This is a genomic window from Paenibacillus sp. NPDC057886 (assembly GCF_042796655.1).
Classification (GTDB): domain Bacteria; phylum Bacillota; class Bacilli; order Paenibacillales; family Paenibacillaceae; genus Paenibacillus.
This window is the reverse complement of record NZ_JBHVMZ010000002.1, coordinates 207,780-229,938: the sequence shown is the minus strand read 5'-3', so window position 1 is coordinate 229,938 and position 22,159 is coordinate 207,780. Positions and strand designations below refer to the sequence as shown.

Sequence of the window (22,159 nt, the reverse complement as noted above, 5' to 3'; positions counted from 1 at the left end):
GAGTAAAACAAGATGATGAGATGGCTGGATACGTATCCAAAAGAAGTGAAAATATTTTTGCTGGCAAGTTTGGTCAATGCGACAGGCAGTGCCTTGATGTGGCCGCTGACCACGATGTATGTGTTTGACGAGCTTGGACGCACGATGGCGAACGCGGGGTTTGTTATTCTGATCCAGTCGCTGGGCGGCATCTTCGGGCAATTGCTCGGCGGGGCATTGTACCACCGGGTGGGGGTCAAGAAGCTGATCATCGGATCGCTGGCGTTAAACGCGGTAGGGCTGTTTGCTCTGCCGTGGATCAGTGCGTATTGGGTTGTGTTTATATGTGCTATGGGCTGGATTGGCCTGTTCAGTTCATTGTCGCTGCCAGCGATTCAGGCCTTTATTGGCTTCCGGTTTGCGGAGCGACGCGGGGAATTGTTCAATGTGATCTATGTCGCCAACAATATCGGTGTGGCGATTGGTACGGCCCTCAGTGGTTTCCTGGCTGACTTTTCCTATCACCTCAGCTTTGTACTGAACGGGGTAACCTCTGCCGGGTTTGCCATCTTCTTCTGGTATTATCTGTCGCGAGCAGAACCGGATCAGGGCGAAGTGCATCTGACCAAACGCAAAACGGTTAAAGGTGGACCGGGCGTCTGGGCGCTGCTGGGCAACACCAGATTATATCTGTTCATGAGCCTGGGCGTGCTGTTCCTGCTGTTCGGTAATTCCATCTGGAATACAGGTGTGTCTCCGTATATCATTTCCGAGGGTATGGAGAAAAGAATGTACGGTCTGCTCTGGACTCTTAACGGGGTGCTGATCTTTGTGGGACAACCCTTCACCAACTGGGTCAAGCGCACGATGGCCCGTACATCGACTGCTCAGATGACTGCAAGTGCGGTGTTCTACGGCATGGCCTACATCGTCATGATCACCATGTATAGCTATCCGGGGATGGTGCTTGCGATGGTACTGGCTACCTTTGGGGAAATGCTGATCTCGCCTGCTACGCCGGCATTCATCTCAGAGCATGCGGGAAGGTCGGCACCCTTCTACATCGGGATATCCGGTGGGATTGGATCGGTCGGGCGCGTCATCGGTCCCTATGCGATGGGTGTCATGTATGATAAGCAAGGGTTAATTTCTGTAGCCTGGTTGGCGACAGCGATGGCGGGTGTGGCGCTGCTCGGTTTTGTGTTGCATGCGGTACTGAACCGCCACCGCGAGGTCAAGGAGTATGGATTGGACGCCTAATGTTGTTTTCTTGCCGCAATAATGAATTGAGAAGGCACCTTCCGGTTGAGCGGAGAAGCTCAATACGGGAAGTGCCTTTTATTTTAGGGGAGCATTTGAATTCGGACAAACCCGACTAAAGGAGGGGGGATACCTCTACTTTGGTACAGGTGTCATCCTAGTTCTGGGTAATAAAGGATACTGGGCTGAGGTAGGTTGTTGTTATTAGACGTGAAAATATAAAATATAGAAGGGAAAATAAACCATATTAAAAGGAGAACAAATGAAAAAAATTAAACAGCCTCTAACCAAGCGAGTATTTCTTGCTACTGTAATGCTGACGACATTAACGGCAGCGGTTCCTGGTTTGGGAGTCTATGCGGAAAAGGATTCAACTCCAGTCCCCGAAAAACTACAAATAACATCTGATAACAAGGTTAATTCATCACAGAATTCAAACTATGCAATGACAACGCAGTCTGTAGAGGCGTTCGCAGATGAATATTTTTCTCAACCTGACGTACAAAAGCAGCTTAATGGAGCGGTGTTCGTTGTTGTTAAGGATGGCAAAGTGATATTGAGCAAAGGCTATGGTTATGAGGACATGGTTTCCAAAAAGCCCGTTGATCCTGAAACTACGGTATTTCACATGGCGTCGATAAGCAAATTATTTACAACGACGGCTGTAATGCAATTAGCCGAGCGGGGTAAAATTGATTTGGATCAGGACATTTCCAAGTATATGGAAGGCGTGATGATCCAAAACGAAACAGGTACACCGATTACCATGAGAAATCTGATGACTCATACAACCGGATATAACTTTTCAGATATTTTTGGGACAACAGAAGGCGTATCATTGGACAGCTTTATTAAAGAAAATGCTCCAACTGTAGTAAGAAAGCCCGGAAGTGCCTTTCGTTATGACAATCTCGCATTCCAGCATCAAGGTTACATCGTGGAGAAAGTGTCCAAGCAGCCATTCGAAACGTACGTGGACGACAACATATTTAAGCCGCTTGGGATGACAAGCACAGGCTTTGTAATGAATTCCGAGATAAGCTCAAGGCTTGCAACAGGTCATAATGTTACAGGTGATGCATTTCCTGAATATATCAGCTATCCGGAAGTTGATCCAACCAAAGGCATGTACTCCACCGGCAGCGATATGGCTAATTATATGATTGCGATGCTGAACGGAGGCAAGATTGGAGATACAAGTTTGTTAAAGGAAGAAACTGTTCGAGATATGGAGGCTCCCCAGTACAGCATTAACCCTGATATGCCGGTAATGTCATACGGATTCGAGTCCGTATATACACAACTGTATAATGGCCAGACAGTGATTGGAAAAGGTGGCGATATTCCAGGTTATCACTCTTGGATGTGGCTGCTGCCAGAACAGAACGTTGGGGCAATAGTTATTGTTAATGGTGAAGCCATTGATCCCCGTATGGAGCTGTTCAGTGGATTTATGCAGAAGTTTTTCCCGGATGAGAGACCTGCAGGCACACCTATGAAGCTTTCTAGGGAACAACTTAGCAAGTTCGAAGGTACATACGGAGGTTTGCGGTTATCCATGCTAAACTCGAAAGTTACAGCTGGGATGGATGGTACCCTGAACCTAGCTGACCAGACAGGTGTTCATAAGTTAACTCAGTTGAAACCATTGTTGTTTCAGGATGAGCAAGGGACGTTGGTAGGATTCAAGGAAGACAACAATGGTCAGATCAGTCATTATTATTACAGTTTGCAAGACAGCTTCATGCAGAAATTATCCGAACCGCAGCAGTATAGCGATGTGTCGGCTGGAAGTCCTTATTCCTCTGCGATTCAGCTGTTGAAAAAGCTGGAGGTCATTAGTGCCGACAGTTCGAACACCTTCAGACCCGAAGAAGCAATGACTCGTGCCGAGTATGTGCAAATGTTACTTAAAGGTTCCGGAATAAAGCCCCTTAATCATCCTGTAATCTTCAAAGATACCGTAGGGCATCCGTTAGCCAAGGAAATCCAGACAGTTGCGGAGCTTTTGGGAGTGCAGGGGGCAGGTGACGGACGTTTTGAACCGGATCGAGAGATTACAAGACAAGAAGCCGCTTCGATTTTGTGGAAATATGTACAATTGTCCATGCCGACTCCTGCGGCTGAGGTGAAAATAGCAGGGACACAACCGGCTTCCTGGGCGAAGGATGCAGTGAGCTTTGTCATTGCTGCGAACTTGTTTGGTCCGGAGGTGAAGGTCACGGCAGACGGAACCATCAATTATGAACCGAACCGTCCAATGCTTCGTCAAGAAGCCGCATACTTGTTTGCTAAAATGTTTCAACCAGCACAACTATAGTAACCCTTCGCAATAACGAATTGAAAAGGCACTTTGAGCTTAAGGTGGAAATATCACTTCAAGGTGTCTTTAATTCCGTAAATTTAAATTGACAAAAAAATATTTTTATGCTATAATTTACATATTATAATTTTCCGTATATACTAAGGTTCTCCTGGCCAGGGGGAATCTTATTTTTGTTTAAGATATCAGAAAGTACAAACTTTGGAGTATGAGTATCCTGATATCGCAAGAAAAACTTCCGCTAAATGCGGTCTGTCTTCTTTGGAATGTACATCGATAGACGATCTTCTTATGAGGGAGGATTAGGCTATGAAACAAAATGAGCCCAGTATAACTTCTTTGATATCGGCCTTTGGCCGAGCGTATCACAGCAACTATGACACCCCTAAAATTTTTGATGATTTTATAGCAAAAGAACTCATTACCCCACAAGAGTTTGCAAGTATCCGTGAGAACATGATTCAGGGTATCCATTTTTTTAACCAGGAGATGGCTCAACATGTTCAGGATGATCCAGATGAAATTTTAAAATGGATCACACAAGTTCAGCTATCTCCGACAACGTTGGCACGTGCTGCGTATTGCGAACAGGTATTGCTTCACGAAGTTGCGCTGGGAGTGAAGCAGTATGTCATCCTTGGAGCCGGTATGGATACGTTTGCAGTAAGGCACCCGGAAATGAACAATAGCCTGGACATCTTTGAAGTGGATTATCCGGCTACCCAGGAGCTCAAGAAGAACAGGCTGAATGAGGCTGATTTGTCCATCCCGAGCAATCTGCATTTCGTTCCCATGGATTTCACCCAGGAGCTTTCTTATGGAAGTCTGACCCGTTTGACGGATGAGGGATTCGTGAACCAGAAAACGTTCTTCAGCTTTTTGGGTGTTTCATATTATCTGACCAAGGAGGTCGTATGCCATCTGATCCGGCACTGGTTTGCCGAGCTCCCGTCCGGAAGCTCCATTGTATTGGATTATGCGGACGAACGGCTCTTTAAGGAAAAAGGGTTGTCCAACCGGGTGGAGAATATGGTGAAGATGGCTGCGGTTGGCGGAGAACCGATGCAATCCTGTTTCACTTATGATGAGATCGAGCGCATGTTAGCCGAGGCGGGATTGCTGATTTATGAACACCTGTCGCCAGACAACATTCAGAATCGATACTTCAGCGATCGGACCGATTACCTGTCTGCATTCGAAACGATCCATTTTATCCATGCAGTAAAAAAATAAAATCCTATTCATCATGAGTTTGCGACAGAATATGAACTGAATTCAAACAACCTTCACCCTGTACCCAGAGTGAAGGTTGTTTATTCGTTTCTATCGAACGTTCTGTCATCGTAATGACCAAGTGTAAGGATAACCATATATAGCTCCAACCTTATCCAAACTGGGCCTGATGCAGCCGGCTATACGAGCCCTGACGTGCCAGAAGTTCATCATGGCTGCCTTGCTCAGCTACGCCGCCGTTCTCCACAACCACAATGCGATCCGCGTGTCTGATCGTTGCGAGTCGATGGGCGATGATCAGCGTAGTACGTCCCTGGGCCAGCTCGGATAGAGCCAGCTGAATGGCGGCTTCCGTCTCCGTGTCCAGTGCGGAGGTCGCTTCATCCAGAATGAGAATCGGCGGATTTTTCAAAATCATGCGAGCAATGGATAGACGTTGCTTCTGTCCGCCAGACAATTTGACGCCACGCTCACCAATTAGAGTATCGAGTCCTTCCGGTTGAGATTGTACCAACTCTTCCAGTTGAGCCCGGCGAATGGCTTGCCAGATTTCTTCATCAGGTGCATCCAGTTTGCCGTAGGCAATATTCTCGCGAATCGATCCGTCAAACAGGAAAATATCCTGTTGCACAATCCCGATATGAGAGCGCAGCGACTCCAACGTCATATCTTTTACCGGAATCCCGTCAATAGAGATATGTCCCGCATCCACATCGTAAAAGCGTGGAATAAGACTGCATAGCGTAGATTTGCCTGCACCCGAAGGACCAACCAGCGCGACCGTTTGTCCTGCCTGAATCTCCAGATTGACCTGATCCAGGGTAGGTTTGTGTTCGCCGTAAGCAAATGAAACGTTATGGAAGGCGATGTCGCCTTTTACATGCGGAATCGGTTTGGCCTGTGGAGTATCGTCCACATCAGGCTCCGCTTCCAGCAGCTCCAGATATCTTTTGAATCCGGCGATACCTTTGGGATACGTTTCGATGACGGAATTGATCTGCTGAATCGGTCCAAGAAACACATTGGATAACATGACAAAGGCGATAAATTCTCCGTAGGTCATGCTGCCCTGAATGACAAACCACGTACCGCATACCAGAACAAATAGTGAGACGAATTTCATCAGAATGAAGCTGAGCGAGGAATTCCACGCCATAATCCGATAGGTGATCAGTTTAGTAAGACGGAAGCGTTCATTATTTTCGACAAAACGTTTCACTTCATGCTTTTCATTGGCAAAAGCCTGTACTACACGAATTCCGCTCACATTGTTCTCTACGCGTGCGTTATAGTCTGCGATATCCGCAAACATACGCTTGAACGCTTTGGACATTTTGCGGCTGAAATAGAGGGACAGGAAGATCATCAGCGGTACGATGATGAAGGTCATTACAGCCAGTTGCCAGTTGATATTGAGCATTATGCCGAAGGCTCCAGCCAACGTCATCAGGGCAATGAACAAATCTTCGGGTCCATGGTGCGCAATCTCACCAATATCCATCAGATCGTTGGTCATGCGAGAGACGAGGTGCCCCGTCTTGTTGTTATCGAAAAAGCGAAAGGATTGCTTCTGCACACGCTGGAACAGTTCCCGCCGCATATCGGATTCGATGTTAATGCCAAGCTTATGCCCCCAGTAGGTGACTGCATAATGGAAAAAGGAACTGAGCAGATAGATACCCAGCAATCCGGCACAGGCTGATAAAATCATGGACCAGTTGCCTGCGGGAAGCAGCTGATCGACAACTTTGTTCACAGCCAAGGGAAAAGCAAGCTCCAGCAGTGCAGCCAGAATGGCACAGGAGAAGTCCAATATAAAGAGCCCTCGATAAGGGCGATAATAAGCCATGAAACGGCGAAGCATATGTTGGTCCTCCTCCATATAACGCAAATGCCCGGACAGGCTCCATAGCCTGACCAGACACTAGCATCTTTCATATGTTATTTACGATTTTGCTGTGCACGTTCTACAATCATATCGGCAAATTCTTCAGCCTGACCCTGAATTGCAATCGGGTCGAAGTACCAGTAGCGATCTTCTTCCAGCTCGTACACTTGATTGTTTTTCACAGCCGGGAGTGATTGCCAGATGGAGTCCCCTTGGTAATTTTTATTGTTCTCTCCTACGGTTAAGAAGATATGGTCTCCTGCATAATCACCAACGACTTCCCGGGAAATCTCTTTCCATTGGGTATCGCCCATCAGTTCTTTCTTGGTGATTTCGAGTGGTGCAAGTTCCAAAGCACGATAAACGGCCTGTCCACCGCGACCAAAGTTGTCTCCATAACCATAATAGCTCTTGTCTGATACTTCGAGGATGGAGAAGGTTTCCTCCGGTTTAATGACTGCTTTTACTTTGGCGCGAGCGGCTTCAATACGTTCGTCGTACGTTTTCAGCCAGGCTTCGGCTTCTTCGGATTTGTTCATGAGTTCTCCGAAGCCCCGAATTTCATCCTCTACATTGGTAAACGTGCCGTAGGGAATGACCACGGTTGGTGCGATTTTTTGATAACTCTCAATTTCTTCGGCTTTATCAGAGTAGGTAATGATCAGATCCGGGTCCAACGCGACGACCTTCTCCAGGGATACGGCACCCCGGTCGCCAATATTCTCTATGCCCTCCACCTGATCGGCGTAGAATGGATTTTCCAGATAATATTTAATAGAGCCAACGGGCTTTATACCGAGTGCGAGCAGATCACTTACGTACATATCCGTAACAATCCGTTTCGGTTCAGCCGGAATTTCCACATCTCCACTTAATGACTTGTAGATCCGCGTAGCATCCGAAGATTCGGTGTTTGTTTCGGTAGAACTTGTTGTCGATTCCGAACCCGCCGCTGCTGGTTCCGTTGTGCCCGAACCCGTGCCACTGTTACAGGCAGCCAGGATCATGATGATGGCGAGCATAAGCAGCAAGCCGGAAAAGCGTTTTTTTGCAGTAAACATATGATTGTTCCCCCTGTGTATATAATCAATAATGATTATTATTCTCATTAATAACACAGAGGATGACGTAACATTTGTACATGGACATCTATGATGACTAATGCATGGACAGATGTGATGTCAGTTGGTGCATGATGTGCTGTAACTGTTCTATAACCGAGAGTGGGTCGAACCCGTAAAACATATCCGCATCAATCTCGTACAATCTCCCTTCCCGAACAGCACTCAAGGTGTTCCAGGACTCCTGAGCGAAGAGCTTGTCTACAGCATGCTGCTCTGATGATTCCCTGGCATAGTCAATAAAAATATGATCTGCCGCATACAAATGAATTTCATTTAGCGGAACATGGATGTAACCTGTGAGCAGTTGTCCATCCTTCTTCATCCGTGCAGGAGGGGTGAAGCCCAGCGATTGATACAAAATATGAGAAGCTCTACCCCATCCGTGACCATAGATGTACGCTCCACTCTCACCAATCATGAATATGCATACGGCTGATCCACGCACACCCATCATTTGATCAAGTGTACGATTGGCCTCTTGCTGAAACGTATCATAATGGTCTAACAGCACACGAGCTTTGGCTTCCAGGCCAGTGATGCGTCCCAAATGAATGAATTGCTCCTGCCAGTCAAGTTCTTCAAAAGGCATCAAAATAGTTGGTGCAATCTGCCGTAATTCATCCATGCCGGAATGAGGTGCATAACCAAGGATGACATCGGGATGAGCGTCTGCGATTAGATCGATATGATTAATGAGTTCATGCTCTGAATACTTCTTAAATGGTTCAGGTCCAAGCTCAAGGATCTTTGCTTCCATCCATTCCGCGACGGCCCCGACATGAGGGATATGGCCCAGTGCGAGCAAGGAAGCGGTGTAGTTGTATGTAAGGCTTACGATTTTTTTTGGCGTTTTCCGATAGTGAGTCGGTGCGCAACCTACCGTTTGTTTAAATTTTCGACTTAGATAAAAGGTGTCCCTGTATCCCGTCAACTTCGCAAGCTCCTGCAATGTGGGATTGGCAAACAGCAGCTGTTCCTGGGCAATTCGGATTCTTAGCCGGGTAACGTACTCCACGAATGTAAATCCGGTGTATTTCTTAAATTCTCGTGAAAAATGCTCCGGACTCACATTAACCTCTCTCGCTAATTGTTCACGTGTAAAGGAATGTGTAACACTTTCATGGATGTGCGCGAGGACGATGTCCAGCCAGGAATGATCTTCATGAGCCAAACGCACAGCATGATCTCGCAACGTATCCAGCAGCTGATAAAACAGGATATGAGGTTTGAATGGTCCGGACTCATCGCGTTTCGAGCTGGACTGAACCAACTCGGAGATCAGCTCGGCAATAAGACGGCTCGTAACGGGAACAGGATGTCCGAACGGCCAGAGCCTTTGTTCGTTATCTGCAAAATCAAAGGCCATTGCAATACCCTGAACCGGGGAAAGGGAACCACGCTTGCTTTCATGCTGAAGCAGGGTTCCAGCTTGGCGTACGACAGCTGATCCGCTATTTACCATCAATTGACCATTCGAACTGATCAGTCTTGCTTGACCAGAGGTGATGACATAAAGAACGTGCTTGCTGCTCCACAGTTCATCGATACGGGAGAAGGCTTCCCGATCATGGAGCTGCACCAGATGACACAGTCTGAACATTGCCGGAGGGACAGTTGTGATTTGCGGCAAGCGGCCAGGGTTGTTCGGGGATGATTTATGAAAGCCTAAATCCAGATTGCTCATAACATAACGGACTCCTTATAGAGGATTGGACTAATAAGCAGTATAATACCACAAAGGTGTAACGGGGGACTCCTCGAATCATACCCTTCACATATTTCTGTGAAAAATGGATAAAGAGGTTGAAATCGCTATCAACACCGACTATAATGAAAATGTCGAAACGTTTCAATCTATGGTTTACAGGCGTGTTCATTATGATTTATAATGAATCCTTTCTTTAGTCCAATATTGAAATATTGTGTATCGACCAAGATCCTTCTAGAATTAAAGGGTATATGATTCAGCAGTGATGCTTAAAAGACGTGAAGAGAGATTTTTTTTGAAAACACTTCGAAACGTTTCGATAAATGAGAATTGATGCCACTTCAAATGGATAATGCATAGGAATGTGTGGTTGTTGCAACCATTTACAGTATAAAATGATAGGTAACAAGAAAGTTAGAAGGAGCGAACGTGGAATGGCAACGATTAAGGATGTGGCAAAGCTGGCAGGCGTGGCGCTCTCGACCGCTTCCTATGCACTGAATGGGGACAGCAAGGTAAGTGCCAAGACCAAGGCAAAAGTGCTGGCGGCAGCACGGGAACTGAATTATCGCAAAAACGGCTTTGCCATGGACCTGAAACGGAGCCGGACGAACACGATTGCGTTGATTCTTACAGATCTGTCGGGTCCGTATTACTCGGAATTGATTCGCAGCGTACAGGACGTAGCGCTGGCTAACGGATATGATCTGATTGCTTGCAGCTCTATGGGAGGACGCGACTCCACAGCGGTTCGTTTCTTGCGGGAAAAAAGAGTGGATGGCGCTATTATCCTGGCTCATAACATCCATGATGATATTCTGGTGGAATCTGCCGGGGAACGTTTCCCTATCATTGTGATGGATCGGCAGCTGTCGAGTAACCACCTGGTCAACGTGCTGGTAGATGGGGAGCAAGGCGGTTACCTGGCTACACGTCACCTCATTCAGAAGGGGCATAAGACCATCGCCTATATCAGCGGGCCATCCAATTCTTATGATAATGCTCTGCGTTATCAAGGATATTTGCGAGCAATGCAAGAGGCGGGCCTGGAAGAGAAGTCCAAATGGCGTCTAAGCGGTAACTTTGTACGTGAGGGTGGATATAGTGCAACCAAAATGATGGTTATGCAGGGCGAGCTTCCATCTGCCGTATTTTACGGGAATGATGAGATGGCGATTGGTGGACTGAAAGCATTTGAAGAGAGCGGTATTTCGGTACCGAATGACATTTCGGTAATTGGATTTGATGATATTCAACTATCCGAATATGTTCATCCTCCGCTTACAACGGTGCGGCAGCCCAAGCATGAAGCAGGTTCATTGGCAGGGCATTTGCTCTTCCAGATGCTGAACGGTGAAGCTGTGAATACATCGTATACGTTAACCATTGATCTGGTGGAGCGCGAGTCTGTGCGATCAATACAGGTAGAGTCAGGAAACCAGCCGGCCTAAGAAGTAACTCGTCGGATGGGATATGGTTTGGATACTGCATACAGAAGTCATGCCATATCCGATCTGCCTGCATTTGTGAAGTTTTTCTTTTCCAACTCGTATGGTTGCACAAGGGATTAACCCTCTTTGAATGGAAAGTTGAATGATGGGGATCACCGTCCGAATGGGCCAGTCAAAGGTCACTTCGCAGAGGACCCCTATTCTTTTTCAGATCTATCGAAACGTTTCGATTTTATACTAATTGAAGGAGTGAATAGGATGACAACGATGATTAATGAACCAATCCGGCTGACTGCCGGGGATTTATCCTTTACCTTTTTGAACAGTGGGGACCTGTACCAGGCCAAGTCCGGTACGACCATGTTGAATCAATTGCTCAGCAACCAGATCGATGGATCTTTGAATAACCTTTATTTGCGTGTACACGAGGGAGAGAAAATCAGCTCGTTCCCACTGCTGGGTGTGCGTTCGAACAGCAAAGTGATCACAAGCAAAGCGCAATCCGGCAATCAACTGATCTGGGAAGGGACAGTACAGCTTGAAGGCAAAGAACAAGGCATTGGCTATCAGGTTGTGTTTACAGCCACAACGCAAGGCGTCTGGTTCTGGGATGTGAAGCTCACAGGACAACAACATAACGTTGACGTGGTATATGGACAAGATGTAGGGCTTGCTGATCCAGGTGCAGTACGCAGCAATGAAGCCTATCTGTCGCAGTATATTGACCATACGGTATTCGAGGATGAAGCGAAGGGATATGTGGTATGTTCCCGCCAAAACCAGCCTCAGGGCGGTGCTTTCCCATACATGCAACAAGGTTCTCTGACTAAGGCAGTTGGTTACTCCACAGACGGATTCCAATTCTTCGGTCTGTCCTACAAGGAAACGAACCAGCCTGAGAGCCTGAGCCATAATACACTGGCAAATGAGACGTACCAGTATGAATTTGCCTACACAGCGTTGCAATCGGAGCGCGTAAACTTGGACGGGGAAGCCCAAGTGGTCTTCTACGGACTGGCCAAAGCAGATCATCCTGCCGGAATCTCCGCACTGGAATTCGGGGATGAAGTGACTGCAGCATGGAACGAAGTACAAGCATTGACTGCTCAGCAAGGCGAGACGTTGGAACAGGTGAAACTGTCATCCTTCTTGGGTGAACCGCTTGCTGCGCTTGATTTGACACAAGATGAGATTAATGATCTGTTCCCTGATCGCCATCAGGAAGAGCGTAGCGGTGATTCACTGTTATCCTTCTTCACGGGCAGTTATGAACATATCGTCCTGAAAGCGAAAGAATTGCTCGTTGAGCGTCCACACGGCCATATCCTGATGAGCGGTGGCAATGTACAGCTTGGTGCGCAGGTTATTACGACGACATCGTATATGTACGGTATTTTCAACTCACAACTCGTTATTGGTAACACCAATTTTAATAAAATGATCAGTAATGCCCGCAACGCACTGAACGTGCCGAAGACGGCTGGACAACGCATTTATGTGGAAATGGACGGACAATATCGTCTGCTGACGATGCCTTCCCTGTTCGAGATTGGCTTCAACTATGTGCGTTGGATCTACAAAACCGAATCGGATACCATTATTGTGACCAACTACACTGGAGCACACACCACTGAAGTGAGCATGAACGTACGCTCGACAAGTGGCAAAGCATATCGCTACCTGGTAACCAACCAAATTACGATGAATGTAAATGAATACGAGTATCCGCTGCATATGACGCAAGAGGGCAATACGCTGATCTTCAAGGCTGATCCACAAGCGATTAGTGCTGGAACGTATCCTGACCTGCAATACCGTATGTCGGTGGATGGCGCAGCCGTAAATGTTGGAGACGAAACGTTGCTGGCGAGTGGCATCCGCAGTGGATCTGCATCGATGGTTACACTTAGCCTGGAAGAGAGTGCCGAATGGACACTGAAGGTACAAGGCGTATTGGAAGGTCAAGCAAACGAAGCAGAAGGTTCTGTGGCAGCAGGCTCCAGCCTTACTTTTGAAGAGGAAGTGCAGGCGTACCGCGAATTCTTCGCAGGCGTAATGAATGGTTTCCGTTTGTCCCGTGGAGAAAGTCAGAGTGCAGAGGATCTGTTCAAAGTAAATGCGCTGGCTTGGTGGTACACCCACAACATGCTGGTTCACTACTCCGTGCCACACGGTTTGGAGCAGTACGGCGGCGCGGCTTGGGGTACACGAGATGTGTGCCAAGGTCCGGTTGAATACTTCATGGCAACGCAAAAATATGAGCAGGTTCGCGATATCATCAAAATGGTGTATACGCACCAATATGAAGATGATGGCAACTGGCCGCAATGGTTCATGTTCGACAAGTACTTTGCAATTCAACAGGAAGAGAGCCACGGTGACATCATCGTATGGCCGCTGAAAGTGCTGGCGGACTACCTGACAGCGACTCGCGACTATGCGATTCTGGATGAGAAAGTGCCGTATACCGTTAAGCACAGCTTCGGGTTCACGGAAGAAACAGCGACTGTATTAGATCACGCGAAAAAAGAGATCGAATATATCCGCTCACACTTCCTGCACGACACATTCCTGTCTTCTTACGGTGATGGGGACTGGGATGATACGCTCCAGCCAGCCAATGCACAGCTCAAACAATATATGGTGAGCAGCTGGACCGTTGCATTGACTTATCAGTCTGTAAATGTGCTCGCACAAGCGTTGCAACATAAAGACGCTGCATTTGCACAGGAGCTGGACGTTCTGGCTCAAGGCATCCGTGAAGACTTTAATCGTTACATGCTGGGTACAGATGTGATTCCAGGATTCGTATACATGGAAGAAGCGGATCAGGCGAAGCTGATGCTTCACCCAACAGATACGGAGACAGGCATTCAATATCGCCTTCTGCCGATGACGCGCAGCATGATCGGTGAATTGCTGAATGCAGAACAGGCAGAATCGCATTATGCGCTGATTCGTGAGCAGTTCCTGTGCCCGGATGGGGTACGTCTGATGAATCGTCCAGCTCAATATGCAGGCGGTGTGAGCAGCCACTTCAAACGGGCAGAGCAAGCGTCCAACTTTGGTCGCGAGATCGGTTTGCAGTATGTACACGCTCATATCCGTTACGTTGAAGCGATGGCGAAGCTTGGTAAGACGGATCAAGTGTGGAATGGTCTTGCCATGATTAACCCGGTTGGCATCGGCGAAGTTGTACCTAATGCAGAGATTCGTCAGGCGAACGCGTATTTCAGCAGTTCCGACGGCAAGTTCAACACGCGGTACGAGGCGCAGGAGCATTTTGACCAACTACGCAAAGGAACAGTACAGGTGAAAGGTGGATGGAGAATCTACTCCAGCGGCCCTGGAATCTACATGAACCAACTGATCTCGAACGCACTTGGCATTCGTCAGGAAGGCGGAGATCTGGTTATTGACCCGGTATTGCCGGCTGAGCTGGATGGTATGCAATTCGAATTCGAATATGCAGGAGAGCCAGTAACATTTATCTACCATCTGAACGAAGGTTCGGTTAGCCGTGTAACGGTAAATGGCAAGGACATCCGCACCGAACAAACGGCGAACCGCTACCGTCAAGGTGGGGCTCGTATCTCGCTGGATGAGTTCAAACAAGCGCGTAATGCTTCGGAGCGCACGATTGTTGAAATTTATATGTAAGAAACAAAAGTTCAGACAGTGATCTTTCTCTAAACAATCTATCATATTATAAAGCATCCCTTAGAATGTACATTGGAATATTCTTTATCCAATGAGATACTAAGGGGTGTTTTTTATAGTTATCGTATTAAATAACAAAGGTAAACAATTCTTTTTATAGAATTATATACTGTATTAATCTGTTTAGTAATTTAATCAGTTTAGTTCAAGGCGGGAAATTCCAACGGAAGGGGAGATCGATAAATGGGATCTTATTGGGAACATAGATTTGAAATGGAAGGGAAAATTTGGGGAGAAGATCCTAGCGAAATGGTATTTAAGGCAATATCACTATATAAGCAGTTTAATGTAAAAAAAGTACTAGTTCTAGGAGCTGGATATGGACGAAATTCTAAAGAATTATCTAAAGTTTTTGATGTAGATGGTATTGAATTTTCGTCTACTGCCATCGAACTTGCAAAGGAATTTGATCCTAAATCTAACTTTATTCATTCGTCTATATTTGATATGGAATTAGAAAAGAAATATGACGCTATTTTTTGTTATAATCTTCTTCATTTATTCAAGCGACAAGAACGACATTTAATAATAAACAAATGTAGTGAACTCCTTAACGAAAATGGATTAGGCTTTTTTTCTGTATTTTCAGACGAGGATAGCAACAATGAAAAAGGGAATCAGATCGAACCATATACATACGAATATAAAAAAGGCAAGTTTGCTCATTTTTTTACGGAGGATGATTTAAAGAAACACTTCGAATACTTTACAATCTTGGAAATTGGCCATTTTAAAGAGAAGCTTTTTTATACACATCAGAATAGCTCTTGGATAAATTTAAGACACATTAGTGTTCTCAAAAAATAAATCAATATGTGGCTATCATTTAAATATAATAGCTAAGAGGATGGCATTTAATTCAGTGTCATCCTCTTTAAGTATTCAAAATGGATTATTGTGTTCAAATTGCGTTAAATTCCTCTCGACTTTAACACGATAAAATACGGTACCAACCATAGTTAAGAAAACCATTGTAACAAAAAGACCTGAGCCACCTAGCTGTTTCAATAAAAAACCACCTAGAATGGGCCCTATAAATTTTCCGAAATATAAAAATGATTGAGCACCATAATATGTACCTCTTAGATGATCCGGCGCTATTTTATCAACCATAGCACTAGCAGCCGGGAAATAGAAAATTTCTCCAATAGTGAATACAAACATAGATATAATAAGAAATACTAAATTAGGAGAAAAACAAAAACCAATAAACCCTATTGATATAAAAATATTACCTAAAATAATTGCATACAGAGAACCTTTACTTTCAATCCATGAAGTTAAAGGTATTTGAAATATTACTACTAATAGTGCATTGAGGCTTAGCATGATCGCATAAAATTCAACACCAGTCACGAAACTGTGGTTTAAATATTGTGGTAGAGTTGAGTCTAATTGCGAGTAGGCAATAGTAACAATAATACCGCCAATCAACAACCTGCGATAATACGAATCTCTCAATATAACATTCGCAGCTGAAATAATCGTAACACTTTCTTTCTTTGTCTTATTGATCTCGTTTATATTAAAAAAGCGTAACAGGAGAGATAATGCAATAGCATACAGAATATAGAACAATCCAGTAAGTAAGAACGCTACTGAACTTTCTTCAAGAGCGATGTAAGCTCCCAATAATGGTCCAATTGTTACTCCTACATTTATAGCAAGATACCTCATAGAAAAGATTCGAACTCTTTTTTCACTTGGTGTAAGGTCAGACATTAACGCTTGAGCCACCGGCTCAAAAAAAGTGCGACATAGTCCATTAAGAATGTTTAGAAGTAAGAAAATTAAAGTAGCATGGGCGTAGAAGAATCCAATGAAAACAAGTCCCCATATATAAAGTGCTATTAACATAATCCTTTTACGACCAAACTGATCTGATAGTACTCCACCAAAAAAGCCACCCAAAGCACTTGATAATGCTCCTGCACCAACAATTAGACCAATCAAAATGGCATTTAAATCCGTTTCTTTGCTCAGATAAATAGCTAGAAATGGGATACTCATAGCATTAGCTGCTCTAGCAAGTGCTGTACCAATCAATAGTATATAGATCATAGGGTGGAATCCTTTTAAATCAAGCAAGCTTTTCTTAATAGAACTCATCAAGTATTTCCACCTTTGTAGTAAACTTTTTATGTTAAGGTGTTCGCTCTTGCAGGGCGTAAGAAGTGTTACTCCTTAAATTTCCTATAGTACGTTGCTCAAGCAGAAAGATTGATTAAAAAGGAGATCTTAAATGAGATTTTTCAACTTTACCACTGATAGTTAATGGAAAATTTTCGAGTCTGATTAAATGATTGGGAACCATATAACTGGGTAAATATGAACTTAAATACTCTTTTAGTTGAATATTATTAATGGTTTCATCAGATAAGTAATAGGCGCATATATGATCTTGATTTTGAGAGTCCTTCACTACTTTTACACATGCATCCAATATTTCAGGATATGTTTTTATATAATACTCAATCTCGCCTATTTCAATACGATAACCTCTAATTTTTATCTGGTCATCAATTCTACCTAAAAAGATTAAATCATTGTTTTTAGTGAGCTTAGCCTGATCGCCTGTTCGATACAATCGTTTACCTAAAGCTTCACTGAATACAAATTTTTTATTAGTCATTTCTTCGTTATTTAAGTAGCCGATTGCTAAGTTAATTCCCGCAATACATAACTCACCGGCCTGTCCGGCTGGTAACTCATTCAGATTTGAATCCATGACATAAATTTCACAATTTTGTATAGCTTTGCCGATTGGTATAGATTCAATTTCTTCCATAGTACTTCGCTTCCACAAAGTGGCACATATCGTTGTTTCTGTGGGTCCATAAGCATTCACATACTTAAATTTAGACCATTTTCTTACCAGATCTGAAGAAATTTGCGAACCAGCCGTAATAACCATGTTTAAGTGTTCTATGTTAGAAGGATTAAGGTATGCGAGATACGTGGGTCCAAGGGTTACTATTGATATTTTATTAATGTTTAGATAAGTTTCAAAGTGCCTAGGATTCATAATAGTATTTTGTGGGACAATGTGTAGGCTAGCACCTGTAAAAAAGGCCATAAATGTCTCCCAGATTGAAGCATCAAAAGATATACTAGCAAATTGTAGTACTTTATCATGCTGGCGTATATCTAAATCATTTGTAAATACAGATATCAAATTACTTAGACCTTCATGTTTTGTTACTACCCCCTTGGGTTTTCCTGTTGAACCAGATGTATAGATAATATAAGCTGGATCAGATGTTTTGATATCTACCAAAGATAACTCATTGTATTGGGGAAGCTTTAATATATCATCAATGAAAACGAAACTATTTTTTCTATTCTGATAGTTTAATTCTAATTTTTGGGATGTTAAAATATGCACTGCTTCACTGTCCGTAAGCATATATTCAATTCTTGCAAGTGGAAGAGAAGGGTCAATCGGTAAAAAGATCCCTCCAATTCTCAGAACAGCCAGCATTGCAGTGATAGTTTCTACAGAGCGCTCATTAATAATGGCGACGACTTCATTCTTTTTAAAATTGTGTTTAAGTTTTAGCCAATTTGCCAAATTATTAACAGATCTATCAAGATCATTATAAGATAAGAAATTATTTTCATCTTGTATTGCCAATTTACTCGAATTCTTTAATAATGTTTTCTGAAACAATAGATTAACGTTCGAGGCGTTTGGAGTATGGACTTCTTTCACTTATAATTTCCTTTCTTTGATGTATTATTTATGAGAACATGTAGGACATTCAGGGTTCTTTTTAATATCAATTTTTCTTATTGTTGTAGATAATAGATCGAAATAGATCAATTTATTAGTAAGAGGTTCACCGATTTTTAGTAAGTACTTTATTGTTTCTGTAGCTTGAAGAACTCCGACCAAGCCTGGTGTCATACCAATTACACCAAACTCTTGTTTTTTTACGTTTACTGGTAATTCAGGATATAGGCATCGATAACAAGGCCCTTTTCCAGGTTCGATGAGCATGATTTGTCCTTCAAAATGAAAGATACTTCCCTCAATTAATGGTGTTCCATGCTCTACGCATATATCATTTAACATATATCTAGTTTCTAAATTGTCTACAGCGTTAATTACAATATCGAATTCTGAGACAATTTGGAGAGCGTTTTCTCTCACAAGTCTATCTCTTGAGATATCAATTAAAATATTCGGATTAAGTTCACTCAATGTTTGTTTGGCTGACTCCGCCTTGTTTTGATTGATATTTGTGTATCCATGAAGGATCTGTCTATTCAAATTAGTTAGTTCAACATTATCATTGTCGTAAACCTTTATGTAACCAATACCTGCGGCTGCCAAATATAGAAGTAAGGGAGAACCAATACCTCCTGCCCCGATCACTAATACTTTGGATTGTTTAAGAATTTTTTGGCCTTCCTCTCCAAATTCCGGCAAAATTAATTGTCTTCTATATCGCAGTTTCTCTTCTTCTGTTAGTGAGTTAATTGTTGTCATTTACATTCCAACCCCTTCGGCTGTTATTATATTTCATAAAACCAAACAAAATCACTTTCTTTCTCACTTATTAATTTCAATAGACCTTCTATACTATTAATTGAAGAAGGATCGAATTGCTCATAATCAAACTCGATTTGTAGTTGTTCCTCAAGCCTCATTACAAGTGATATTGTGGACATAGAATCAAACCCTAACTGATTTAGAGGAGTACATATATAGTTTTCGAAATTATTCTCAACTTCTTTCAGCACATCCTCTGGAATAAGCCCGTGAAGAAGGTCCAGCACATCATTTTTCATAATTTTCTCCCTCTACCAATGCCTTTAAGACCACTAAAAGCGATTCTTGTAAATAACTAATATTCAACATTAGTTTGTCTAAGGACTTAAGGTATAAATCAAGCGATTGTTGGCCTGGTTTCTTTACAACCAAACTAGAAAAAAATTGGAGTTTATTTAGAGAATCACTGACACTTTGAACTTGATGTTCAAGAATTTCTCTAAAGTTCTTTGTTATACGAATTTTTGATCTTAGTATATACTTGATCAATTGCTCAAGTGGATGAATCTTAGTCTTTATTTGTTTACTTAAAATTTGTTGTTCAAGTTTTGTAATAGATGAAGTTAAAAATCTAGAAGCATTCTCTTCAACAAAATTCTTAAGATCATGAAATCCGGATAGCGCGCAAGGAATCTTTATTAAGTTTTTTTCTATACCCTCATTATTTATCTTTAACCCATAAAGGTTGAGAAAGATAAACTTAATATTCTCAATTATATTATTTTTTTTCATTCTATTCAGTACTTCAGAATATTTATATGCTGATAGTTCTACTAGGTTGTTATCAATATAAAGCTTTGTTTTGAAAGTTTTTAGATCCATACATCTCCTAGTAGTTTGATTAGCTTCGTTGATATGTGTATAAACAATTTGTTCATCCTGAATATTTTCGATGAATACGGTAGTATAGTAAATGGACTCATCTAGGTGTTTCATTTCCATAGTCAAAGAAACATAATTCTTCTGGGAGAATAGCTTATAGAGAAGTTCTATTACTTCCGTTACTTCTGCCAGATGTACTTGCCTAATATACTTGTTTAGAAACTCCTCTAGCCCATTAACCAAAGGCAAAAACGGCTCGCCTGATGTATTAAAAGTCCACCCTACAAATCTGTCCAAGTAAAGAAGTGGGTAGCTCTCTAGTTGATATACTTGTGTAAATAGATAGTGATACGTTCGCTCATAACATACATAGCCTAGAGCTTCTTCAACATATTCTTGAGGAAGAACTCTCGAATCTAATATTTTTGGATTGCTCATATTAACCACCAGCAAACTGTAAAATGATATTTAATTCATCATCTTGCTTAAACTGAGTTGCTTTGTAATCTTCAAATTTAATTAAATTATCGTTTAAAACAAACAAAACATTTCTTTTAGTAGTGCCATTTGCTTCCCATAACTTTTCCTTTAATGCTGGAAAGCTAGATGCCAAATAATTTTTGAGTTCTGCGAAGTCTGTTACTTCTACCTGTAGTTCTTGTTGATTTCTAGCTAAAGATGTTAGAAATTGCGGCAAAATTACTGTAATCATTTAAATTGTCCTCCTTAATGTTTAACTAATCTAAAACCGAGATCATAAGCATGAAACGATGCAGGTTCATGATGCCTGAAATTATTTCTGCACATATCTATAAATGAATGAAAACTTCCTCCTCGGCATACTCTGTTTTCCCCATCATTTATATTCACTGGGTTATGAGAAGCGGTTTTTGAATAATAATTAGAGTTATAAGTGTCCAAACACCATTCCCAAACGTTACCGTTAATATCATATAAGCCATAACTATTCTGCTTCTTTTGTCCAATTACGTGCAGTTTACCTCCAGAATTATCACTAAACCATGCATAATCAATTAGAGAATGTTCCTCAATTGGATAGTGATTATTTTCACCTCCTTTTGCTGCATACTCCCACTCTGCTTCTGTTGGTAGATCAGTATTACACCAAAGTGCAAACATAAAACTGTCGTACCAAGTTATATTAGTAGCGGGATAATTTTGTGGAGCGTCTTGATAATCAGGATCAAATTCTTTATACAAACTAGTTGAAACTGGAATTGACATTATTTTATAGGGTGAGAGGTATACCTCATGTAACGGCTCTTCTCCACAATAGATGTATTTAGCGTCTTTGTGATTCCCCATAGTAAATGTGCCCCCAGGTAACTCAATCATCCATGTAGATATCAATTCTTTATAGCGTTTTTCATTATCCTTATAAAATCTTTTATAAAGAATTTCTTCTTTAATGTGTATAGGTAAGTCTTTAAGCAACTGGTAAGCTTCATAAAGAACATGATTATTTGTCACTAAAGGTTTTCCAAATCGATTAACAGAGAAGATTGTTTTAAGAAATTGGAAAAGCTCATTTTCATTATAAGATTTACCTATCTCAGTAAAATGTATAGCTTGCTTCATTTCCATCCTCCTGTTCTGCCAACTCAATTTTAATTTCTTTTACTTGTTTATCAGGACTTACTTCAAAAATTCTGATTTGGGGATATTCTAATGTTCGTAAAGAGATTAGAAGATGCCAAACACTTGATGAGGGATGTAGATCAACATCTACTCTTGCTAATATAGCCGGGTGTCGTTGATGACTGTGGAATACCCCCACTTTGAATAACTTATTTTGCCGAATATACTTTTCGATCTTAATTGTTTCTTCTGGAGAAGTTAAAAATCCGGCATCATCATGATCTTTGTAGTAATTTCCATAGGATGAAAAGTAATCTAAAAAAGAACTTCTTACATCTTCTTGCATAATTATGTACTCAGAAGGACCGCCATCTGACTCTTTTGATAAAAAGTAGCCATACGCTTTTTTGGGGAACTGTTTTTTAACATCTCTTATAAAATTCAATAACAGCTGTTTCTCAAACTTAATTCTCCGATGATTTTCCGTCATTAAAGGA

General features: G+C 42.5%; 17 protein-coding genes. 6 read left to right on the top strand and 11 right to left on the bottom strand.

Annotated features, from left to right (window positions below):
- Window positions 1–15: 15 nt before the first annotated feature.
- The 3 genes from ACFVQB_RS08185 to ACFVQB_RS08175 all read left to right on the top strand — a co-directional run bounded on the left by ACFVQB_RS08185 (window position 16) and on the right by ACFVQB_RS08175 (window position 4,795).
- Entirely contained in the window at window positions 16–1,239 is a 1,224-nt protein-coding gene (locus ACFVQB_RS08185; protein WP_379438066.1) for an MFS transporter, read from the top strand.
- 262 nt (window positions 1,240–1,501) lie between these two features.
- A complete protein-coding gene (locus tag ACFVQB_RS08180) occupies window positions 1,502–3,559 on the top strand; it encodes a serine hydrolase domain-containing protein (RefSeq protein WP_379436812.1) in 2,058 nt (685 codons plus the stop codon).
- A 312-nt stretch (window positions 3,560–3,871) separates the two neighbouring features.
- Window positions 3,872–4,795, top strand: a complete 924-nt coding sequence (locus ACFVQB_RS08175; protein ID WP_379436809.1) for a class I SAM-dependent methyltransferase — start codon at window positions 3,872–3,874, stop codon at window positions 4,793–4,795.
- Between the two features lie 151 nt (window positions 4,796–4,946).
- Here the strand turns inward: ACFVQB_RS08175 and ACFVQB_RS08170 are convergent, their stop codons facing one another.
- The 3 genes from ACFVQB_RS08170 to ACFVQB_RS08160 form a co-directional block, all read right to left on the bottom strand.
- Complete coding sequence (locus ACFVQB_RS08170; RefSeq protein ID WP_379436806.1) at window positions 4,947–6,659, bottom strand: ABC transporter ATP-binding protein; 1,713 nt, start codon at window positions 6,657–6,659, stop codon at window positions 4,947–4,949.
- 77 nt (window positions 6,660–6,736) lie between these two features.
- Window positions 6,737–7,744 carry an ABC transporter substrate-binding protein gene (locus tag ACFVQB_RS08165; RefSeq protein ID WP_379436803.1) on the bottom strand — a complete coding sequence of 336 codons (1,008 nt, stop codon included), beginning with the start codon at window positions 7,742–7,744 and terminating at the stop codon, window positions 6,737–6,739.
- Window positions 7,745–7,841: 97 nt separating this feature from the next.
- On the bottom strand, window positions 7,842–9,491 hold the full coding sequence (locus tag ACFVQB_RS08160) for an ABC transporter substrate-binding protein (RefSeq protein WP_379436800.1): 1,650 nt from the start codon (window positions 9,489–9,491) through the stop codon (window positions 7,842–7,844).
- A 458-nt stretch (window positions 9,492–9,949) separates the two neighbouring features.
- Here ACFVQB_RS08160 and ACFVQB_RS08155 point away from each other — a divergent pair, with 458 nt between their 5' ends.
- The 3 genes from ACFVQB_RS08155 to ACFVQB_RS08145 all read left to right on the top strand — a co-directional run bounded on the left by ACFVQB_RS08155 (window position 9,950) and on the right by ACFVQB_RS08145 (window position 15,493).
- Complete coding sequence (locus tag ACFVQB_RS08155) at window positions 9,950–10,966, top strand: LacI family DNA-binding transcriptional regulator (protein WP_379436797.1); 1,017 nt, start codon at window positions 9,950–9,952, stop codon at window positions 10,964–10,966.
- A 258-nt stretch (window positions 10,967–11,224) separates the two neighbouring features.
- A complete protein-coding gene (locus tag ACFVQB_RS08150) occupies window positions 11,225–14,626 on the top strand; it encodes a GH36-type glycosyl hydrolase domain-containing protein (RefSeq protein ID WP_379436794.1) in 3,402 nt (1,133 codons plus the stop codon).
- A 243-nt stretch (window positions 14,627–14,869) separates the two neighbouring features.
- Complete coding sequence (locus ACFVQB_RS08145) at window positions 14,870–15,493, top strand: class I SAM-dependent methyltransferase (protein ID WP_379436791.1); 624 nt, start codon at window positions 14,870–14,872, stop codon at window positions 15,491–15,493.
- A 75-nt stretch (window positions 15,494–15,568) separates the two neighbouring features.
- Here the strand turns inward: ACFVQB_RS08145 and ACFVQB_RS08140 are convergent, their stop codons facing one another.
- The 8 genes from ACFVQB_RS08140 to ACFVQB_RS08105 form a co-directional block, all read right to left on the bottom strand.
- Window positions 15,569–16,795, bottom strand: a complete 1,227-nt coding sequence (locus tag ACFVQB_RS08140) for an MDR family MFS transporter (RefSeq protein ID WP_379436789.1) — start codon at window positions 16,793–16,795, stop codon at window positions 15,569–15,571.
- 115 nt (window positions 16,796–16,910) lie between these two features.
- On the bottom strand, window positions 16,911–18,398 hold the full coding sequence (locus ACFVQB_RS08135; RefSeq protein ID WP_379436787.1) for an amino acid adenylation domain-containing protein: 1,488 nt from the start codon (window positions 18,396–18,398) through the stop codon (window positions 16,911–16,913).
- Window positions 18,399–18,422: 24 nt separating this feature from the next.
- The gene (locus tag ACFVQB_RS08130) at window positions 18,423–19,178 is read right to left on the bottom strand and encodes a HesA/MoeB/ThiF family protein (protein ID WP_379436785.1); all 756 of its coding nucleotides are present in this window, start codon (window positions 19,176–19,178) and stop codon (window positions 18,423–18,425) included.
- Between the two features lie 26 nt (window positions 19,179–19,204).
- Complete coding sequence (locus ACFVQB_RS08125; RefSeq protein WP_379436783.1) at window positions 19,205–19,480, bottom strand: phosphopantetheine-binding protein; 276 nt, start codon at window positions 19,478–19,480, stop codon at window positions 19,205–19,207.
- Entirely contained in the window at window positions 19,470–20,501 is a 1,032-nt protein-coding gene (locus ACFVQB_RS08120) for a hypothetical protein (RefSeq protein WP_379436781.1), read from the bottom strand. Before ACFVQB_RS08120 ends, ACFVQB_RS08125 begins: the two co-directional genes overlap by 11 nt.
- 1 nt (window position 20,502) lies before the next feature.
- Complete coding sequence (locus ACFVQB_RS08115) at window positions 20,503–20,775, bottom strand: MoaD/ThiS family protein (RefSeq protein ID WP_379436778.1); 273 nt, start codon at window positions 20,773–20,775, stop codon at window positions 20,503–20,505.
- Between the two features lie 14 nt (window positions 20,776–20,789).
- A complete protein-coding gene (locus ACFVQB_RS08110) occupies window positions 20,790–21,662 on the bottom strand; it encodes a formylglycine-generating enzyme family protein (protein WP_379436776.1) in 873 nt (290 codons plus the stop codon).
- Window positions 21,637–22,152, bottom strand: coding sequence for an MPN domain-containing protein (locus ACFVQB_RS08105; RefSeq protein ID WP_379436773.1), 516 nt, complete (start codon window positions 22,150–22,152; stop codon window positions 21,637–21,639). Before ACFVQB_RS08105 ends, ACFVQB_RS08110 begins: the two co-directional genes overlap by 26 nt.
- Window positions 22,153–22,159: the final 7 nt, after the last annotated feature.